Genomic DNA, 20,792 nt, shown 5'->3' on the forward strand with positions numbered 1-20,792 from the left:
CCTTCAAAAATTAGCAATATCAAGATTTAGGTGGTTGGCTATTTTCAAGCACCAGATGATTCAAATTTTCTTGCAAAGCACGCAAACGGGTTGTCGCTTCGGCACGCTTTTGCATCCCTTCTTTCTGAATCTGAATCACATCATTTACTGTTTTAATGAGGGTGTTTTGTACATGTTCAAGGGTTTCAACATCGATCACGGAACGCTGATTGGCTTTAGCCGTATCAACTGAGTTTTGATGCAATAACTCAGCATTACGACGTAATAATTCATTGGTAGTATCATCAATGGCCTTGGCAAGTTGGACGCTATTCTTTTGCTCTTGCAACGAAATTGCCAAACTAATTTGATTTTTCCAAGCTGGTAATGTGATGTTTTTAATCGCGTAAAATTTGTCTACCAACATCAAGTTATTCGACTGGATAATCCGAATCATCGGCAAAGTCTGCATCGCAGACTGCTGTAAAACATGAAGATCACTGACTCGTTTTTCAAGATTATTTGCCACATGATTGAGATCATAAATCTGCTGAGTGGTCTGTTGATCTTGTTCCTGACTTGTCAGAATCGTGATTTGCTGTTGAATATCCTGCTGCTTCAACTGACCCGCTGCAATATAAACACCTAGTTGCTTATATTCATCTTGAACCGCATCAAACATTTTATCCAATGTCCCAACACGTGCTTTCAAACCTGATTGTGAGCTTTCAATTTCTTTGACCAATACATCAATCTGCTCTTTGGTGGTATTAAAATGCTGATCAAAATTTTGTTTAGCATTCTTGAACTTACTCAATAAGCCACCAAAAAAACCTGAACTTTTAGATTTATTTAAAATACTTGAAGTATTTAACTGCTGAGCGACTTGCACCACTTCATTGAGTTTTTGTCCAGTTGCATCAAGGTCTTTGTTCTGTACCAGATTCAACAACTCATCGGTATAGGTTGAGGTTTTATTGGCAATATTTTTGCCATATTCTGCAACAGCAGTGGTACTGATATCGGCCAGTTCTTTATGCGCATCCATCACTTCAGCAAAATCTTGAGGTTGTAGGCCTAAGTCTTTTAAGTTCAACTGCTCAAAACGCTGCTCTGGCTTAATTTCAAGCTCATGAGATACCTTACTCAGTTCTGAATCTGACATCATATTTCCCTCTTATTTCTGTAATGATTTTTTCAAATTTTGGATTAAATCTTCGCGGCTTTTATCCAACTGTTCAATCGTCGCAGTCGAATTGGATTCCCGACTTTGCTTTAAATGATATTGCCATGCTGGAATTAAAACCTGTTGTGCCTCTTTAAAACGATCAAGCAAGCTAAAAGATAAATGCTGTGAAAGCTGCATCTGTTTGATTGCAATATCATTACTGGTCTGTAATGTTTGTAAAGTATTTACCTTTTTAGATAAGCGCTCCACAAAATGATCCAGCACTTGCTGCTTACTAAACTGAGGATACTCAATCAAGAATTGATCGGCTGCCTGAATATAAGCAGCCATCTGCTCTCTTAAACCCAATACCTGCTGTAAACGCGATTGTGATTTTTGGATTTCAATCTGCAAACGTTGACTCAAATAATTCGCTTCATTAATCAAACGATCTAAATCTTTAACATATTTCACTTGCCCAGCATCATATTCAATATCAATGCCCAACCATTTTTGCAGTGCATTAAAACGGCGTGTGCCTAAAAACTTTTTGGATAAAGACAACTGCTGAATAATCTGAGTGATCACTTCGCTAAGCTGCTGATTTAACTTAGGATCGACACCATTCAGCAAGACGCTTTGAGCTTGAACCAAATGATCTGCATAATGACTTAAACGATGCGGATCGTTCAATAAAGGTAATAAATCATTACGCTTGATCGCTAAAATATGTTCTTGATTTGATTCAATTTGCGATAAAGGTGTTAAGTCGAGCGGTAGCGTCATATCAATAGAAAATCGTGAGTACAAATAAATTTGAACAGCTTAGTTGTAGCATGTTCTTTGACTTTCTCATATCTAAATGTTGTTATGTTTTTTAAAATATAGTGTCGCCTTACTGACTAAAAACCCTCTAAATTACAATCAATAAAGAGGGTTCATCAATCAAATCATGTGTTACTCATCATTGAGCGCACATTCAAAGTTATTTGGATTTTGTTTGCAGCGAACTTTTTTCAAGAAGTTCATCATTTTTGGATCATAAATTCCTGCTTTAGTGAGTGAGATACGTGCTTCACGCATCATCTTCATATAGTTGACTTGTTCTTCAGGTGGGATAATCATCCAGTATTTGGTTGGAATTTCTTTTTCGTATTTTGAAATAATATTAAACGTTCGACCGAGTTGCCCCGCCACCCATTCACGCGATTTCTGCCCAAACCCGTCAGGAAATTTATCCTTTCGAATAATGAAATTTGCCGAAATTTGCGTCAGTGGAAATTTGACAATTCCGCCTTTATCACCGAGTCCCTTATAAAGCTCAAAAGGCTTATAAGCAACAATTGGCGCGGGAACAATATCAATTTGATGATTATTAAATTTTGCCCCTGCATTGGTCACATCGACTGAAACAGCTTGTGCACCTATTTGTGCAACCAATTTCGGTTGAGCTTCATCATAAGCAAATACACCAACTTTCTTACCTGCGGCCTTAGCCAAAGTATTTATATTACGATCAGCAACAAACAAATACGCAGGTCCAATCGTTCCAAGACCCGCAATTTCATAAGGGCCATTGATCATACTTTTTGCCGCTTGAGGCTTAGAGAGCAATTGATAAGCAAGAATTGCCGTTTTCAAATCAGTTAAAGCGCCAACTGCATCAAGTGAACCGACATATTTATTGAATTGTCGACCACGTAATCCACTGATAATTGCACCATCACATTGCCCTACTTTTAAATCTTCAGCTGCAACACGCTCATCGACATAGGCACGCAAATCAATCTCTGCGCCCCACTTTTTTGCTTCTAATGCATAATCTTTTGCCAGTGCAAATGCATCACCCGATTTACCAACTGGATCAAATACACAAACTGTTTGCTTCGCCTGCGTTGTTACAGCGAATCCGAATAATGCCAAAGCAATAAAACCGTTTTTAATTATCATCTCGTTCTTCCCAGATAAGATTTCTTTTATTTCTTTATCTCAACCTATTTGTGGATACTATCCTATGACGAGATTTTTATTTTTAACGGATTTACAGCCAATCATTCAGTTGCGCGAGTATTTTGAACGTTTCATCCGCCTAAGGTCGATGGTGAACTTTGTGGTAGTGCATAAGTTCCAATTACATGCGCAACTGGTTCTTCATCATCCAGAGAATATAGCCAAACTTCACCTGTGACCAAAGTTTTCCCGACTTTAATCAACTTACACACAGCCCGAATATCCCGATTACCATTGGGTTTACGAAAAAAATTAATGGTCATATTGGTGGTGACTGCCATTGCAACCAGCCCCAGATGCCCCAAGATGGCAATATAGAGTACATAGTCTGCAATCAACATCAGCGTTGGGCCAGAAACAGTTTGTCCTGGACGCAGGTCTCCTGCATCGACACGATAAAGTAGCTGTGCCCCCTTAGGAGGAATCTCCTCAATGGTACTTTTTTGTAACGCCTGCGGAAATTCTTGTGCTAAAAATCCAATAATTTCTTGTTTATCCATTGCCATACTCTTTTCCACCATTCCTGTTGTGTGAGCCCCGATTTAAAACAGAGCCCTAAAAAATCCAATATTTAATCCGCTTTAGCTGAAAGCTCATTCAGCACTTGCCAATAGCTTGGTGGTTCGGCAACATGACCGCGTTGTCTTAACATCTGGTGCATTTTTGGCAATTTAAAATAAGGTACAGCTGCCATCAAATGATGTTCTTTATGATAGTTGACATTGATTGGTGCAACCAAAGCACGAGCAATATAGCCTGCCTTAGTTGTACGCGTATTGGTTAAAGCACTATGACTGGTTTCCATTCCTGCATGCTCTGCCATTGAACGGACTCTGAGGAATAAAGGAAATGGGGTCAAATACGCCACAACCCATAATGCATAAAGTTTAGGATGCCCCGCTGCCCACAACGCTGAAAATAGAGCAGCGTTAGTTGCAATTGCACCACCACTATTTTTTAGGAATGCTTTAGGATAATCGCTCCAGTGTTTGCCTTCCTGAGAAATCCAGCGGCGGTCGTTTGATACCGTCCACTCCATTTTTTCAATATCCATCAACACTCGGCCGACCGCAAACTTAAACCCCGTCACGCCAGACAAATCACGCATAAATTTACGCATTAAGGATTTTTTCGTGGTTGGAAAACCTGTAACTAAGGATAAATCAGGATCATCGACCGTAGAGGTTTTACTATGATGACGCATATGATGGGCACGATATTTATGTAGATCATTCCAAATCGGACGCGCGCATAACCAATCCGTCAAGGTATCATTCAACCATTTGGTTTTAAATAAACTTTGATGGGAAGCGTCATGCATGATGATCGCGAGTGCCAACTGACGGCCAGCCAAAATGACCAAGGCTGCAACACACATGAGTAATTTACCCCAAGCAGGTAAATACTCCCAAGAGCTAGCTACAGCCGCAAAAGTTCCACCAATCACAGCCCATGTCGAAAACACAGCCCAACTGCCGTGCGCATCAGACTTGGCTGTTAACTCAGTAATTTCCTCTCGCGAGAATAAATCACTAATCGCTACACGTGTATTCATATCCCTATCCTGCATTTGTTTTATTTTTAAAACTACACAATTTATATTTTTATTCTAAATTAAGTAATATTTCTGTCAATAAATTAAAATTAAATTTTATGTAATATTTGTAATGAATATTTACTCAAGACTACTTTCATAAAACTTCTGCCATACGTTCAATCCTGTCTGATCCAACTGTTGTACGCTCTGCGCAAATTGCTCGCGAAGTTGCACATCAACAAAACCTTCTGGCAATAATGGATCATTCATCAATAAGGAAATGGTTTGTCGACCCAATAATAAAGACTCTCGCGCTGCGTCTTCCAAATTAAGCTGGTCGACAGTCGACAGCCATTTTTGAATCATTTGGCTATATTTTTCATAGTTAAGATTTAAGGTTTGAGTGGGCCAAAGTGCGGGGATGAGCGCCAAAGTATGTGCATCAAAATGGCCAATTTGACAGATCTTGGCACTATTTTCTAAGCCTGAAGCTTTTAACTCTGAAATAAGCTGGTCAAATGTAATGACCAAATTATCAGGACGTATATAAATGCCCTGCTCTAATTCTTTAAAGCCAAAATGCTTTAATGCTCTTTCACGACGATTTAATGCAGTACGATCAACCCGCCCAAGTTCACCTGTAAAAACAGCTAAATAGTGATGTGCCCATACTTTGGTTTGTTTAATACCATGCTTACGATTCAGCATGACATTTGCCCATTCGTGCGATTGAACTGTAAATTGATAGACGCCACGTTCAATGGCTTCAATCACACCATCACTGGATAACCGTGTCACAGCAACCCGAATACTATTTTCACTGATTTCAAAAAGCCGCGCTGCAATAATGATTTGTTTAATTGAAATCGCTCGACCTTGAAGTCCTAACAGCAAATCAATAATTAAGTCTCGAGCATTCATTTTCACTATTGTCATCGTGCTATCGAACCAGATCTGAAGGATTTAAAATAAAGAAAAGAAATTTTAACTGAGAATCTCCCTTTTCGCAGTTGCCAAAAGGGAGATGTTTTTATTTTTATAAAAAGACAAATAACAGAATAATACCAAGCACAATACGGTACCAAGCAAATACTCGTAAGGTATGGCGTTCCACAAATTTCACCAAGGCACTGACCACCAATAGTGCAGAAATAAATGCTGCGACAAAGCCAACAGCAATATTCAGCATATTGTCTTGCGTTAAGACATCCGCATTACGGGCCAAATCAAATACCGCCGCACCCAACATGGTTGGCATCGCCAAGAAGAACGAAAACTCGGTTGCTGCCTTACGAGACAATCCAGAGAACATACCACCAACGATGGTCGCACCTGAACGTGAAGTCCCTGGAATCATCGCAACACATTGCGCACACCCCACCAAGAATGCTTGTTTATAAGTGATCTTGGTCGCATCCGTTGTTTTATGATCAAAATTCTTTGATTCAACCCAGAAGATAATCAGACCACCCACAATTAAAGCAACAGCAACCACCAGCGGGCTAAACAAGACACTCTTAATGAAATCGACCGCAAAAATACCAATCACGACTGCTGGAATGAAAGCGAGTAAGACACTAAAGGCAAAGTGACGTGCTTCAGCATCTCCACTAAAGAAGCCTTTGACCAAGTCAAAAATCTTTTGACGATACAACCAGCACACAGCCAAAATCGCACCAAGCTGAATAACAACTTCAAAAACACGACCATCATCTGAATGAAAGTCGATCATATGACCAAATAAAATCAAATGACCTGTGCTTGAAATGGGCAAGAATTCGGTAAGACCCTCAATAAAACCTAAAAACAAGGCTTTTAAAATTTCAATATGTTCCATAACTTACTCAAAAGAACGTAATAGCAGAATAAAAATAAACGGCAAGCTTAACCTGAAATGTCATCATTTTATGTGATTGTCACGTAACCTTTTAGCAAAAAATATTCAGACAAATGCCTGAATTTCTGTTAAATAATCATTAAACTATTTTTCTTCTGCATCTGTTCGACCACTTCATGTGTATCAAAGCCTAAACGCCAATACAAAAGCCCTAAAACATCTAATTCATCTTGGGTAATAATCCGATCATTCCACAAACATCTTTCTGCAATCGACAAAATATTAAGGCGATCGCGTAATAACAAACCAGAGACATCATTCAAAATTTCCGCCAAGTCCAAAGGCTCATCTGAAATATCTGCATAAATTTGCATTTCATCTTCAGTTAAAAGCATCTGCAAGATACGTTCACGAACTTCGAGCTGGTTCGGACTATTAATTTGCTGTACATGCAGTAAGGCATCGATCAAATGTACAATCTGAGATTTGACATCTTCAAAAGCCGCAGGCAAATGTGCAGGCATTAAATTGAGTTCATGTTTCACCCGTTCCAACAACAATGCATCAAGCAAACCGACTTCACCATCTTCTTGAATGATACACGCCAACTTGGTTAAGAATTGGCGTGCAATACTGGTCGGCATATGCCCAATATTTTTGCAGGCATCATGGAAAATCTGCACATGAATACGACCATCCAAATTCAATAAAGCATCGACAATCGCATGGCTGACCGGTGCTTCTTGCGGAATAAATTCGCGATACTGACGAATCATCAAAATCGCAACCATGACCTCACGAGAACCCGTCGCTGTTTGCATTGCCCGTTGAATTAACTCAGGGCGTTTCTTATTCTTTCGAACTTCTGGATTAAGTGGTTTGATTGCATCATTCAGTGCAAAACTAATCGGTGATAAACGCAATAAAGGTAATGGCTGTGGCGAACTCCATGGCATGGTGAGCTCGGCACTTTCCTCTTCTAACGAGCGAAAGAGGCTAAATAACGGGCGATTACGAAGCTTGCGTAGATTTTCTAATTGCAGATCTTGCAACAAAGTTGGATTTAATTCGTAAATTCGTTCTTTAATACTGGGATGAATATTCATCCAGCTCTGCGGACTCAGCGAGTTAGCAAAGCACATATGCGAAATCGACTCAGAATAAGCACTATGGATCTGCGATCCTGAGTGATGCACATAAATCCGTAACAAGGTTTGCACATTGGCATTATTGTTCATCAAGCGCATGGTCTTGAGATCATTACGGAAGGTACGGCCACTTAAAGTCAAATATTTAATACAACGTGTAATTAAAATACCCAAACTACCGATTAACCAAATTACCCCACCAATCGCAACAAAGATGGTTTCAAATTTATTTCGATAAGTCGTTGCATAGGGATTATAACCCGCCTGAGCAAGCTTACTGCCCCACTGGCTAAAAGTAGTTAAACCACTATATAAAATTTTTAGCTTAGTATTTTCAACAGCTTCACCCGATAAAATCTGATTAAATTCATAACTGAGTAAGCCATAAAGTTCAAGTTCATCCAGGTTTTGTAATGCACCCCAAGTCAAAATAATCACAATATCCTGTGATCTAAACCCTGCAGTTAAAGCATTCACCCCAACTTCATCAGGGAGTACATAAACCGCGGGCGTATCAATATCAAAACTTTTAGCGACCTGTTCTACAACTTTTAAGGCAGTACTTTCTTCTGGCGTACTTTCATCGAAAACTAAGCGACGTGCTTTTAGCTGCTTTGCCAGCGAGTGACCGCCCTCACGTAATACATATAGCTCCGCCCCTACAGACCAAAACAAGACGAAAATAAGGACTACAATGAAATAAGGACTAAGTACATGCCACCAAATCGGTTGGGTATAATCAAAGAAATGAACGACCAAACCCAAAATTAAATTGAGAATAAAGACCGTTAATAACATTGCGATAAGACAGAAACTAACTGACCATGCAATATTTTTATTTTCAATTAAATAATGGCTCATTTCTTTCAATGTAAGTTTTCCTGATTACATTGTTTCAGTTAGGGTTTCCGTACCCACTATCATAAAATAAAAAAGCGGGAAATTCCCGCTTTTCTATAGATTAAGATGAGATTACTCTTCTTTGATCCCAGTTAAGTCAACTGATGCGGCATCGATATTCACATCGATATAACCATCTGATTTACTTTTCGCAGCATCACTACGTTTTTGCTCAAGTGCATCCAGATATGCCTTATCAATACCACCCGCGACATAGACACCATCAAACACCGAACAATCAAATTCAGTTAAATCTGGTACTTTGCTGGTACGAACTGCATTTTTCAAATCCTCCAAATCTTGGAAAATTAAACGATCTGCACCAATGTTTTCACGGATTTCTTCTACTGTACGACCTGACGCAATCAACTCCGCCTTGGCTGGCATATCAATACCATACACATTTGGATATTTCACCATTGGTGCGGCAGAAGCAAAGAAGACTTTCTTCGCACCTGAGTCACGCGCCATCTGAATGATTTCATTACAGGTGGTACCACGAACAATCGAGTCATCGACCAACAGTACATTCTTGTCTTTAAACTCAAGTTCTACAGGGTTCAATTTTTGACGAACTGATTTTTTACGTTGCTGCTGACCCGGCATAATGAAGGTACGTCCGATATAGCGGTTTTTCATAAAACCTTCACGGAATTTCACACCTAAAATATTTGCCAGCTCTAATGCAGAGGTACGACTGGTATCTGGAATTGGAATCACAACATCAATATCATGCTGCTCACCCCATTCTTTCAAGATTTTATACGCCAGTTTTTCACCCATTTTTAAACGGGCTTTATAGACTGAAATCCCATCAATAATGGCATCTGGACGAGCAAAATACACATATTCAAAAATACACGGACGATATTCAGGATTTGCAGCGCATTGTTTGGTAAACAACTGTCCTTCTGAATCGATAAAGATCGCTTCGCCTGGTGCGATATCACGTTCAACTTTAAAACCAAGTGCAGTAATCGCAACAGATTCAGATGCGATAATGTATTCAACACCTTGTTCAGTTTCACGAGAACCATAAATCAAAGGACGAATCCCGTTTGGATCACGGAAACCGACCAAGCCATGACCAGTGATCATCGCTACAACACCATAAGCCCCTTTACAACGCTCATGTACGCGAGATACGGTGTGGAAAATATCATCTGGGCTTGGATTTAAAGTTCTGATCTTTTGTAGCTCATGTGCAAAAACATTGAGTAAAACTTCAGAATCCGAATCAGTATTCATATGACGTAAATCTGTTTTGAACAGATCATCATGAATTTCTGCAGCGTTGGTCAAGTTCCCATTATGAGCAAGCGTAATGCCATAAGGTGAGTTCACATAAAATGGTTGTGCTTCAGCACTGCTTGATGAACCAGCAGTTGGGTAACGAACATGTCCGATCCCGTAGTTACCAAGCAATGCACGCATATGACGCGTATGGAATACATCACGTACCATACCGTTATCTTTGCGGAGGAATAAACGCCCTTGATGGCAGGTTACGATCCCTGCAGCATCTTGTCCTCGATGTTGCAGCATCGTTAAGGCATCAAATAACATTTGGTTCACTGGTGATTTACCGGCTATCCCAACAACTCCACACATAGCAACCTCGCGACAAGCTAGCGATTAATAAAAAGGATTTTTCGTCGAATGATCAGAACGCTCATCAACTGAAGCACGTTCTGACTGGTCCATTTCAGTCGAAGGGCGATGTAACAACGCGCCTTCCGATGTCATTTGATTTAAAGCTTGATTTGCTGCATCTTTGGACAATTCAGTTGCCAAAGGTGCATAAGGTAATAGAATTTGTACAAATTTAGACTGTTTCCAGTGCGGTGAACTCTCAACCCAAGGTCCTAAACCCTGCATTGCGATCAATACAATCAGTAATCCTTTGAGAGAACCAAATGCTCCACCTGCTAAACGATTTAATGGGCCCAATTTCAGACTTTTCAAGAGCCCATTCAGTAATGCGGACACAATCCATGTACACACCACAATGATCAACACAATAAAGGCAAATGCTGCGATTTTTTGCACAACAGGGTCTTGGCTTAGACTGCTCATTGCAGGTGCCAAAACCACAGCGTATTTTGCCCCAATGATCAATGCGAATATCCATCCGATCAAGTTCGCAAAGGCTTTGATAAATCCTTGACGCAAACCGTTCAGCCCTCCAATGAGCAAAATGACCAGAATGATGATATCAAGTGTGTTCATTTCACACAGTCATCGCATTAATACAATCTTTCACAAGTGTTGGGCCGGTATAAATCAACCCGCTATAAACCTGTACCAAGCTCGCTCCAGCTTGCTGTTTGGCAACCGCTTGTTCACCAGACAAAATACCACCGACACCAATCAATGGAATTTGACCCGCCAATACTTTGGCAAATTGAGCTAAACATTCGGTACTCTTTTCAAATACGGGTGCACCTGACAAACCACCTGCCTCGTTTCCATTTGGCAAGTTTTCAACACCTTCACGCCCTAGCGTGGTATTGGTTACGATTAGTCCATCAATTTTAAATTGCAATAATTGTGCTGCAATGAATTGAATATCTTCTGAAGTTAAATCTGGTGCCACTTTAAGAACGAGAGGAACATAATGATTATATTGATTTGCCAGTTCGAGTTGGCGATCTTTTAAAGTTTGTAACAACTCAGTGAGCGCATCACCACTTTGCAAACTACGTAAATTTTTTGTATTTGGCGATGAAATATTAACCGTAATATAAGAAGCGTAATTATAAACTTTTTCTAGGCAAATCAAATAGTCAGATACTGCATCTTCAACAGGTGTGTCCGCATTTTTACCGATATTGATCCCTAAAACACCTTTAAATTTTGACGCTTTTACATTTTCAATCAGTTTATCCACGCCATCATTATTAAAACCCATGCGGTTAATAATGGCTTTTGCTTGAGGGATACGAAATAAACGTGGTTGAGGATTACCTGCTTGTGGACGTGGAGTAATGGTTCCAATCTCGATAAAACCAAAACCTAATGCAGCTAAAGCATCAATATGCGCACCATTTTTATCTAAACCGGCCGCAAGACCAACAGGATTTGGAAATTCAATTCCCATACAGGTCACAGGTTTTGCCGCAACTTTCTGATGCATAAAGCCAATTTTATGGGCTTTATCGAGCATAGAGAGAGTCAGTTCATGTGCACGCTCTGGTGCTAAAGTAAACAACAAAGGGCGAGCCAATGAATATAACATACCAATCACAGTCTACTGATTTTCAAGTAGGCACATTATAGGCATAGGCGTATCAAAACGCCATGCCTGACATAGGGTTTTTAATTGCTTACTGTACTGTTGCAGTTAATTTAATCTGATTATTGTTAGAGACCATATCCATTTTTTGGATACTGATACCCATTTGAGACAACTGCATCAAAAAGTTAGCCAACACAGCATAATTCTGGTGTTCTGCAACAAGCTGAATCTGCTCACCATTTTGCTGTGAAGAAACAGCCAAACCTTGTTGTTGGGCCGTTCGTTGTATTTTATCTGCTGCAGTCAATCCCACATCATTTGCAGGCTTCATTGTCGCCGCATTACTCTGCATCCACACGGTTAGATCTTTTAATTCATTTAACCGTTTTTGTTGTTGGTCTGCCAATGCATGCGTTTTCCACAAAGCAAAACCAATCACGGTCACAATGACAAAAATGGTGGTAAAAATCACCATTACCCGTTCACGAACAGATAAGCCTTGTAGATATTCATTTAATGCTTCAATTTTCTGATCAAAGCTATTTTGTAATCGTGTTAATGCTTTCATTATTTTACTTTTACCACCCCAATTGCGCCAACCGTATCCGCCTGAACATTGCCTAATTCAGCTTGGAAACCTTGTTGGTTTAATTGTTGAGTTAATCCTTGTAAATCATCCGCAGATTTTGCTTTGAGTGACATAGCCAATACTGAAGCATCATAACTGACTTGCTGAGCAACAATCTGTTTTTGCATCAAGATTGGTCCAACACGGCTTAACAGCGAAAGTGCTTGCGTATCGCCAAGTTGGCTCATACGTAATTGGCTTTCAAACTGGCTTTTAATATTTTGTTCTGTGACACGACTATTTTCACCAAACCAAGATTTATACTGCTCAATCGCTTGGCTTGCGGTTTGATCCGCAACTTTTTTCAGTTTTGACCAACGTAAAGCATCATAACCCAATTGCACCACAATCACAGCCAAGAGGACTGCGGCTGCAGCTTTCCAATAACCAGACCAATGCACTTCTGCATTTTTTGATTTAGGTAGAACATTAAATGGATGCTGTTTAGGCCTTAACAATTGTTCAAATTGATAACTGAATTCGGTCCGCTGATCTTTACTCGATGCAGTCGCGAGGCTATCAAGTTGACTGGTATTCAGGTTGGCAAATTTATACTGTGTTTCTGCAGCCTGAAACTCTAGGAACAAACCTAAATCATCAACAGAGTTACCTGTCCATGCATTTTCTCTCACCAATAAGTGATCGTACAGGTTGAGCAACACCACTTGATTCGGTTCTGGTTCTGGTAAAATCAAAAAGTCTGGTAAAAATGCTGCTATCTGGATCGGCAAAAGACTCAGTGCATGTTGCCACGTTTCAATCGTAGATTGTGCAACACCCAAGATATTGAGTTGATCATTATGAAAATGATGTACAACCTTCATATGGTCAATCGGTAAGGTGACAAACTCTTCCAAGAGATATTTGATGCCCTCTTGCCCCAATTGTTTGTAATGCGCCTTGGTCATTGATTGTTGTAATAATTGCGCATTTCGGCTTGGAAAATAAACCACAGCCTCTTTTCCATGATGCTCTTGCAAGTCCTGAATCAACTGTTCAAGACTTTGTGCCTGCAACCAATTTTCCCCTGCCGACCAATACCATGTTCCATTGGTTTCGGGCATCCATATATACAGCATCGGTGTTCAGTACCCTTATCCTATTGCGGATATATAAAAATTATAATGTTGGTGTAAAACGATTCTTTTGTGTCGACAAACCATTCGCGATCACAGCTTGATCATAAATACGTGCTTCGGCCAATGCAAATGGATTAAAGCCTTCGTGTGTCAATTGTTCTTCAATATGTGCCACAACATTCATATGACACACCACTGCAATCGACTCATACGGTAATTTGGATAACCATTCAATCGCATCCTTGGCATCATCATCTGGCTTAATCTTATCGCAAATTAACACAGGAATGCCGTGAAAATGTGCCTTGATATGCGCCAAAGTTTCTTGAGCACGTAACAGTGGACTCACCACAAAAATCTCAGGTTGAATCACATCTTTTAAGAAATGTCCTGTTTGCTCAGCTTGTTGATGTCCACGTGGTGTAAGTGGACGCTGTATATCATTTCCATTGATGGCTGGAGATGCTTCACCGTGACGAACTAAAGTTAACTGCATAAAACGACCTTATTTTTTATAGCTGCATCATAACGCGAATAGATGACAGTTTTAATTAGGTCTGTTGATATTTCAAGCATGCATGAAATATCAACAGACCCCTAGACTTCATGATGAGGTAAAACAAATTCCACATCACTGCGATGACCATTTTTCATCAAAGACAACGCAATGGTCATTGGTGGCGCACCTTCAAAAATCACATCATACAGCGCATTGGTAATTGGCATATATACATCCAGCTCTTCCGCTTTAGTTCGCACTTGGACGATTGTATTAATCCCTTCCGCAGTTTGACCGAGCTCCTTAGTCGCTTGATCCAGTGTTTTCCCAGAACCTAATGCAAAACCAATTTGATAGTTACGACTTAATGGACTGTTACAGGTGGCAAATAAATCTCCAACACCAGACAATCCCAAAAAGGTTAATGGATTTGCACCCTGTTTCACTGCAAAACGGCTCATCTCTGCCAACGCACGAGTGAGGATCATACTTTTGGTATTTTCACCAATTTTATAAGCCCCACCCATACCCATGGCAACTGCATAAATATTTTTTAACGCACCACCCAATTCAACACCATGCACATCGTCGCTACCAAACACGCGGAATAAAGCACTATGTAAAGCATGTTGCACCGCATAACGAACTAGTTCTGACTCACTGGCGATAACCGTTCCTGAAGGCATACCCGCCATGATTTCTTTGGCAAGATTTGGACCAGATAAAACACCGTACGGCACTTCTGGCAGTTCTGTGCGAATAATATCGCTCATAAAACTAAAGGTTTTTGCTTCAATGCCTTTGGTCAATGAAACCACAGCCTGAGAAGTAATAAACGGCGCAATCTGTTTGAGTACATCACGGAATGAATGGCTTGGAATGGCAACCAAAATAATGTCACGATCACGTACAGCAAGCTCTAGGTCAGCCACTGCACGCAAAGCAGGTTCCAATGGATAATCAGGTAAATAGCGTTTATTGATATGTGTTTGATTAATTTCTTCCGCAACAGCGGCATCACGAATCCAAATCATGGTATCGCAACCATTTCTGGTCGCTAAATTTGCCATCGCTGTACCAAAACTACCACCGCCCAAGACCGTAATTCTTAATGCTGTTTTCTGATCTACGGCAACTGGCTCAACTAAATCACTAAAATTTAACTCTGTCATTTTTTATCCTGAAACGAATTTCTTTCTTTAATCATGCAAAACAAAGCTTAGGTTACTTGCCATACTTTTACAAAATCTTGACTATCTATTTCTGCTCTTGGCGCAATCGCTTTCGCTGCTGTTCCAATATAAATAATTCCAGAAATAAGATCCTGTTGTTTTAATCCCAATTGCTGTTTCAACCAATTCGATTCAACCACAGCCCCAGAACGCCACATGGTTGCAAAGCCTTGTGCTTGTAATGACAACAAGAAGTTTTGAATCGCAGCACCTGTACTTAAAATCTGTTCAAAGTGTGGAACTTTAGGATGATCTTGAATCGTGGTTAAGGCTAAAACCAACAGAGGCGCACGAAACGGATGCTGTTTCACTCGATCAAGTTGTGCAGGATCTGTCTCACCTAAATCTGCTAAAGCACTCGCTAATTGCTCACCAAAAGCCGCACGTAGTTCAGGAGTCACAATCACAAAACGAGTTGGTTTTAAACGATGATGATCAGGTGCAGTCAATGCAGCTTGCACTGCTTTTTCGAGTTGTTCTGTATTTGGTGCAGGCTCAATCAGTTGCCCAATAGATTGACGTTGATGAATATTTTGATGAATTGTCTCTATATTTGAGTCCGTCATTGAAATGAATCTAACTAACACAAGGATGGCGCTAGATTAGCATAATCTGAATGATTTCCACTATGCTTAATTCTTGCTTGTCACAGATGTCTATAATTGAATTTCGTTGGTAAATAACAAATATCATCATCGCTAAACTCATCATTCATTTGAGAAAATTTACAGAGTGTCTGCACAAACTGTACATAACCTGCAAAAGCACTCAGAAATTCTATGTTCCAATAATACAATTATGTAACGACTTGAGAACAAGTAATGAAAAAAACCTTAATCATGAGTTTAGTTGGTGGCTTGGCACTCGGATTGACAGCATGTGCATCTACACCAACCAACACGTTGGCAATTCAAAAAGAAAATAATCAGTACGAAGTCACAGGTATTGGTAAAACCAACCTGATTGCAAAAAACAATGCAGTAACTGCCGCTCAAAAAACCTGTACCCGTAACACAGCCCCAGTTGTTGTTGACGAAAAAACCGCGTACCAAGGCGTACTAAAAGGTGTGGTCGATGAACAAACAGGTAAAATGGTTGAAGCTGCAGCTGGTGTACTCGGCACACTTACGGGCAAGAATGCCTCTTTAGCTCGAGATGATGATTATCAAACCACGCTTACCTTCTACTGCAAAGCTAATTCATAAATACAAAAAAGCCGATGTAAAAACATCGGCTTTTATTTTCTAAATCACTTAGTGCGCTTCGCTCGCAGCGACTTCAGATGCTGCACCTTGTTCAGCAACATCAGTATTCTTTTCATCTAAATTCGGTTTATCAATCGCATCAATTGCAGCTTGTTGCTCTGGGGATGTCTGTGTTGATACAGCAGCAGCTGTTTGGTCTTGCTGTTCAGCATTTTTCGCTTCTTCTTTCTTTGCACATGCAGTCAGCATGATTGGAGCAATAATTAGAGCGGCAAGGGTTAATTTAAATTTCATCACGGCTTTCCACAGTTACTTGGTTAAGTTATGACAAGCATATTTCAGATATGTGACATTTTGATGACGACAACGTTGTGCAAAAGTAAAAAGAGCCGATTTAAATCGACTCTTTTAAAACTATCTCTTGATTAATCAATAAATTAAAAATTGATTAAGCACGCTCAAGTAAAACTGCAACAGCAGGTAAAGTTTTGCCTTCTACGAACTCTAAGAATGCACCGCCACCTGTTGAGATATAACCAATTTGATCAGCAACTTGATATTTATCAATCGCAGCAAGCGTATCACCACCACCTGCAATCGAGAAACCAGCAGATTCAGCAATCGCCAATGAAAGTGTTTTAGTTCCTTCACCGAATTGATCGACTTCGAAAACACCCACTGGGCCATTCCAAAGAATTGTTTTAGAAGATTTTAAGATGTCTGCAAATGCTTTAGCCGTTTCAGGACCCACATCCAAAATCATATCGGTATCAGTGACATCAGCCACGTTTTTCACAACAGCTTGTGCACTTGCCAATGAACCAAGGAAATCTTCAAAGTTGATTTGGCTTGCATCTGCAACCACAACATCTGTAGGTAATGGAACACTCACTTTTGCTGCAATTTGTTTTGCAGTTTCAACCAAATCCGCTTCGTAAAGTGATTTACCAACATTAAAACCAGCTGCAGCCAAGAAGGTATTGGCAATACCACCACCCACGATCAATTGATCACAGATGGTAGACAATGAAGTCAACACATCAAGTTTAGTTGATACTTTAGAGCCTGCAACAATCGCAACCATTGGTTTTTCTGGTGTTTGCATTGCACGGCCAAGCGCATCTAACTCAGCTGCCAATAAAGGACCCGCAGCTGCGATTGGCGCAAAACGTGCTGCACCTTCAGTTGATGCTTCTGCACGGTGCGCCGTACCGAATGCATCCATGACGAATACGTCGCATAATGCAGCGTATTTCTTCGCAAGTTCTTGGTTATTTTTCTTTTCGCCGTGGTTGAAACGAACGTTTTCAAGTAACACAACTTGACCCGCAGCCACTTCAACGCCATCTAAATAATCTGTGAATAATTTAACATCTTGACCCAACGCTTTGCTTAAGTAAGCAGCAACTGGTGCAAGTGATTGTTCTGGTTTTGGCTCACCTTCTACAGGACGACCAAGATGAGAAAATACCATCACTGCCGCGCCTTTTTCTAAAGCCGCTTTAATAGTTGGCAATGCAGCACGTAAACGTGCATCACTGGTAATTTCCCCATTTTTTACAGGAACGTTTAAGTCTTCACGAATAAGAACTCGTTTACCTGCTAAATCAAGATCAGTCATGCGCTGAAAATTCATGGATGGCTCTCTAGTTGATTTTAAAAACGGCGTAATTTTAAATGATTCTCTGAAATAAAGGTGAGTTTTTTTGCAGAAAAGCTGCCGAAAGCTTCAGTTTTGATTATGATAATCACCGTCACTAAATCTTTCTATTATTATGTCAATTCATCCAGATCCAAAAATTAATCGTTTAAACGTGCTTGGCGAACCTTTAGCCAGCTGTTGTTATGACCCGATCACTGGGTATTTTCGTAATGGCTTTTGCCACACGGCGGTCACCGATTTAGGTCAGCATACAATGTGTGCACAAATGACTTCTGAATTTCTAAATTTCTCGCAAAAAGTCGGCAATGATCTCATTACACCGTTACCCGAAGTCGGCTTCCCTGGTCTTAAACCAGGTGACTTCTGGTGTATCTGTGTGACGCGTTGGGTCGAAGCTTATCAAGCAGGACAAGCACCACCGATTAAGTTGAATGCTTGCCATAATGCCGTACTGCATTATGTTCCCTTGAATATCCTTGTGGAATACGCGGTGTAATGAACCAACATGAATTGATTTTGGCGTCCAGCAGTCAAACCCGTAAAGATCTGATGGATCGTTTAAGGTTGAATTATCGCTGTATTTCCCCTGATGTTGATGAATCTGCATCAGGGGAAATACATGCCGATGATTTGGCTAAACGTCTTGCTTTTGAGAAAGCGGGGGTGATTGCTCAGCAACATCCTGATGCCATTGTGATTGGTTCAGATCAGGTGGCTTGGCGCGAACATGCTCCTTATGACTTTATAGGTAAACCCTTAAGCGTTGAAAATGCCATTCAACAATTGCAGGCAAACTCAGGTCAGACGGTCTTTTTCAGTACCGCGATCAGCGTCCAACATTTGCAATCTGGCTTTGAAACCACACTGGTCGAACATTACCAAGTTAAGTTTCGTCAGCTGACATTACCAGAAATTGAGCGTTATATTGAAATTGACCAGCCCTTGCATTGTGCGGGTAGTTTTAAATGTGAAAGCTTGGGGATTAGCTTATTTGAAAAAATGGTGGGCGATGATCAAACCACCTTGATGGGCTTACCCATGATTCAACTGTGTAAGATCTTGCGTCAGTTTGAAATAAGTATTCCTTAAAAAATGCCCTGACCTAAACTCAATTTAGATCAGGGTCAATCATTATTCCTCGACCACAGTGACTCTTTTTGGCAATGCGAACCAAATAAAAATCGACAAGATCAAGAACAACAAGGCAGCCACGTTCAACACGGAACGATGCGACTGGCTAAAGGCCTGCTTAGCAGCTGCAATGACATGTTCAGCAATCATTGGCTGTAATTGCTTAGCGGCTTGAACGGCCTCACCAATCGAACTACTCACCTGTTCAATGATGTTATGTGGTACATCGGCTGGAACCACAATCGAGTTGGCATAGAACCATGACAACATCAGACCGAAAAAGGCAATGCCTAGACCAGCTCCCAGCTCATATGCCATCCCTTCAATTGCCCCTGCTGCGGTCGCCTTACTTGGCGGTACTGAAGACATAATTGCAGAGGTTGACGCCAGTAAAGCAATTTCCACACTTAAACCTAATAACACCATCCATGCCCATGCGTGGATTTGTGCTTGCATCAAATTGGTATTGGCCAAGCCCCATAAACTTAAAGCACTCATCAACATACCCAGCGATGCAACTGAACGCAGACCGAAACGGTTGACCAGCATACTGGCAATTGGACCGCCTAAACTGATCGCAATCATAAACGGTAAAATAAATGCCCCAGCAGCCAACGGTGAGAGTTGGTAAACAAATTGCAATTCCTGAGAAATCAGCAACTCGAATCCAACCAAAGCCATCATTGATACAATTGCCATCACCACACCTGTCGCAATCACAGGATGTTTGAATAATTGAATATCAATCATTGGAGACGTTGATGTGAGTTGTGTACGAATAAAGCCTACCAACAAACTAAAACCAACTGCGAATATCAGAACTGACCAGATACTAAAGCCGTGCATGACAGTTTTAATCGCATAGATCATGCTCAGGATAGCAACCACCAATACAATGGCCTGTAATAAGTTAAGATTTTGCTTTGGTTGCCCTGCCTGCTTTGGAATCACAAAGACCGTTAAAGCAAGTACAGCAATCATAATCGGAACATTGATCAGGAACACTGAGCCCCAATGAAAATGCTCAAGCAAAAAACCACCAAGCAATGGGCCAAAGGCTGCACCACCACCACCGACAGTTGCCCAAACACCTAAAGCAAAGTTACGCTGTTTTTCATCAAGGAAAGTATTACGAACCGCAGATAAAGTGGCAGGCAAAATCATGGCTGCACCAACAGCCAATAAAGCACGAGAACTAATTAATGCATATGCAGTAGAAGAAAAGGCTGCGGCCAATGATGCTAGACCAAATAAGATACCACCAATAATCATCAGCTTTTTAAAGCCAATACGGTCTCCCAAGGCACCCATTGGCAGAATCAGACCTGCCATGACCAAGGAATAAATATCAATAATCCACAGCAATTCATTTGCGGATAATGAAAGTGACTCACTCAATGTCGGTGTTGCCACATGTAAAACGGTTGCATCAATTGATACAGGAAGATAAATCAGTACAACGATTGCAAGAATTAACCACTTGCGTGACATAAATGCCTCTAAATTGGACAATTGTTCAAGTTGGCGTTATTATAACC

At 40.5% G+C, this 20,792-nt stretch carries 22 protein-coding genes; 3 read left to right on the forward strand and 19 right to left on the reverse strand.

Annotation, left to right across the window (positions count from 1 at the left end; translation table 11 throughout):
* Positions 1-19 precede the first annotated feature (19 nt).
* The 16 genes from MN869_RS07765 to MN869_RS07840 all read right to left on the reverse strand — a co-directional run bounded on the left by MN869_RS07765 (position 20) and on the right by MN869_RS07840 (position 15,821).
* Entirely contained in the window at positions 20-1,144 is a 1,125-nt protein-coding gene (locus MN869_RS07765; protein WP_033134101.1) for a toxic anion resistance protein, read from the reverse strand.
* 12 nt (positions 1,145-1,156) lie between these two features.
* Positions 1,157-1,933 (reverse strand): hypothetical protein, encoded by a 777-nt coding sequence (locus MN869_RS07770; RefSeq protein ID WP_033134073.1) that lies wholly within the window; start codon positions 1,931-1,933, stop codon positions 1,157-1,159.
* A 171-nt stretch (positions 1,934-2,104) separates the two neighbouring features.
* Positions 2,105-3,097: a putative solute-binding protein gene (locus MN869_RS07775; RefSeq protein WP_004807883.1), complete on the reverse strand. Its 993-nt coding sequence runs from the start codon at positions 3,095-3,097 to the stop codon at positions 2,105-2,107.
* Between the two features lie 131 nt (positions 3,098-3,228).
* Entirely contained in the window at positions 3,229-3,663 is a 435-nt protein-coding gene (locus tag MN869_RS07780) for a PaaI family thioesterase (protein WP_033134074.1), read from the reverse strand.
* 65 nt (positions 3,664-3,728) lie between these two features.
* A complete protein-coding gene (locus MN869_RS07785) occupies positions 3,729-4,712 on the reverse strand; it encodes a fatty acid desaturase family protein (protein ID WP_033134075.1) in 984 nt (327 codons plus the stop codon).
* Positions 4,713-4,832: 120 nt separating this feature from the next.
* On the reverse strand, positions 4,833-5,630 hold the full coding sequence (locus MN869_RS07790; RefSeq protein WP_033134076.1) for a PaaX family transcriptional regulator: 798 nt from the start codon (positions 5,628-5,630) through the stop codon (positions 4,833-4,835).
* Positions 5,631-5,730: 100 nt separating this feature from the next.
* Complete coding sequence (locus tag MN869_RS07795; protein WP_004807892.1) at positions 5,731-6,531, reverse strand: undecaprenyl-diphosphate phosphatase; 801 nt, start codon at positions 6,529-6,531, stop codon at positions 5,731-5,733.
* 128 nt (positions 6,532-6,659) lie between these two features.
* Entirely contained in the window at positions 6,660-8,549 is a 1,890-nt protein-coding gene (locus MN869_RS07800) for a M48 family metalloprotease (protein WP_164467928.1), read from the reverse strand.
* Between the two features lie 102 nt (positions 8,550-8,651).
* Positions 8,652-10,190, reverse strand: coding sequence for an amidophosphoribosyltransferase (purF, locus tag MN869_RS07805; protein ID WP_033134078.1), 1,539 nt, complete (start codon positions 10,188-10,190; stop codon positions 8,652-8,654).
* Between the two features lie 24 nt (positions 10,191-10,214).
* Positions 10,215-10,808 carry a CvpA family protein gene (locus tag MN869_RS07810; protein ID WP_004807899.1) on the reverse strand — a complete coding sequence of 198 codons (594 nt, stop codon included), beginning with the start codon at positions 10,806-10,808 and terminating at the stop codon, positions 10,215-10,217.
* Position 10,809: 1 nt separating this feature from the next.
* Complete coding sequence (locus MN869_RS07815; protein WP_033134102.1) at positions 10,810-11,817, reverse strand: quinone-dependent dihydroorotate dehydrogenase; 1,008 nt, start codon at positions 11,815-11,817, stop codon at positions 10,810-10,812.
* An 88-nt stretch (positions 11,818-11,905) separates the two neighbouring features.
* Positions 11,906-12,385 (reverse strand): type II secretion system protein GspM, encoded by a 480-nt coding sequence (gspM, locus tag MN869_RS07820; RefSeq protein ID WP_005189530.1) that lies wholly within the window; start codon positions 12,383-12,385, stop codon positions 11,906-11,908.
* A complete protein-coding gene (gene gspL, locus MN869_RS07825; protein WP_033134079.1) occupies positions 12,385-13,524 on the reverse strand; it encodes a type II secretion system protein GspL in 1,140 nt (379 codons plus the stop codon). Before gspL ends, gspM begins: the two co-directional genes overlap by 1 nt.
* A 40-nt stretch (positions 13,525-13,564) precedes the next feature.
* Positions 13,565-14,020, reverse strand: coding sequence for a phosphoglycerate mutase family protein (locus tag MN869_RS07830; protein ID WP_005189535.1), 456 nt, complete (start codon positions 14,018-14,020; stop codon positions 13,565-13,567).
* A 101-nt stretch (positions 14,021-14,121) separates the two neighbouring features.
* Positions 14,122-15,195, reverse strand: a complete 1,074-nt coding sequence (locus MN869_RS07835) for an NAD(P)H-dependent glycerol-3-phosphate dehydrogenase (RefSeq protein ID WP_004807911.1) — start codon at positions 15,193-15,195, stop codon at positions 14,122-14,124.
* A gap of 47 nt (positions 15,196-15,242) precedes the next feature.
* A complete protein-coding gene (locus MN869_RS07840) occupies positions 15,243-15,821 on the reverse strand; it encodes a nitroreductase (protein ID WP_005202906.1) in 579 nt (192 codons plus the stop codon).
* Positions 15,822-16,076: 255 nt separating this feature from the next.
* Between MN869_RS07840 and MN869_RS07845 the strand changes: the two genes are divergently transcribed.
* Positions 16,077-16,460 (forward strand): hypothetical protein, encoded by a 384-nt coding sequence (locus MN869_RS07845; RefSeq protein ID WP_004807915.1) that lies wholly within the window; start codon positions 16,077-16,079, stop codon positions 16,458-16,460.
* A 48-nt stretch (positions 16,461-16,508) separates the two neighbouring features.
* On the opposite strand, the gene MN869_RS07850 is transcribed toward MN869_RS07845, so the two are convergent.
* Both MN869_RS07850 and MN869_RS07855 read right to left on the reverse strand, forming a co-directional pair.
* Positions 16,509-16,754 (reverse strand): hypothetical protein, encoded by a 246-nt coding sequence (locus tag MN869_RS07850; RefSeq protein ID WP_004807917.1) that lies wholly within the window; start codon positions 16,752-16,754, stop codon positions 16,509-16,511.
* 154 nt (positions 16,755-16,908) lie between these two features.
* Positions 16,909-18,096, reverse strand: a complete 1,188-nt coding sequence (locus MN869_RS07855; protein WP_005202901.1) for a phosphoglycerate kinase — start codon at positions 18,094-18,096, stop codon at positions 16,909-16,911.
* Positions 18,097-18,235: 139 nt separating this feature from the next.
* On the opposite strand from MN869_RS07855, the gene MN869_RS07860 reads away from it, so the two are divergent.
* Together MN869_RS07860 and MN869_RS07865 are read left to right on the forward strand one after the other, a co-directional pair.
* Positions 18,236-18,619: a DUF2237 domain-containing protein gene (locus MN869_RS07860; protein ID WP_004653014.1), complete on the forward strand. Its 384-nt coding sequence runs from the start codon at positions 18,236-18,238 to the stop codon at positions 18,617-18,619.
* The gene (locus MN869_RS07865) at positions 18,619-19,212 is read left to right on the forward strand and encodes a Maf family protein (protein ID WP_033134080.1); all 594 of its coding nucleotides are present in this window, start codon (positions 18,619-18,621) and stop codon (positions 19,210-19,212) included. Before MN869_RS07860 ends, MN869_RS07865 begins: the two co-directional genes overlap by 1 nt.
* A 42-nt stretch (positions 19,213-19,254) precedes the next feature.
* Here the strand turns inward: MN869_RS07865 and MN869_RS07870 are convergent, their stop codons facing one another.
* On the reverse strand, positions 19,255-20,745 hold the full coding sequence (locus MN869_RS07870) for an MFS transporter (protein ID WP_033134081.1): 1,491 nt from the start codon (positions 20,743-20,745) through the stop codon (positions 19,255-19,257).
* Between the last annotated feature and the right edge of the window lie 47 nt (positions 20,746-20,792).

The sequence above is a fragment of the Acinetobacter sp. NIPH1876 genome, from assembly GCF_022808535.1.
Lineage (GTDB): Bacteria > Pseudomonadota > Gammaproteobacteria > Pseudomonadales > Moraxellaceae > Acinetobacter > Acinetobacter higginsii.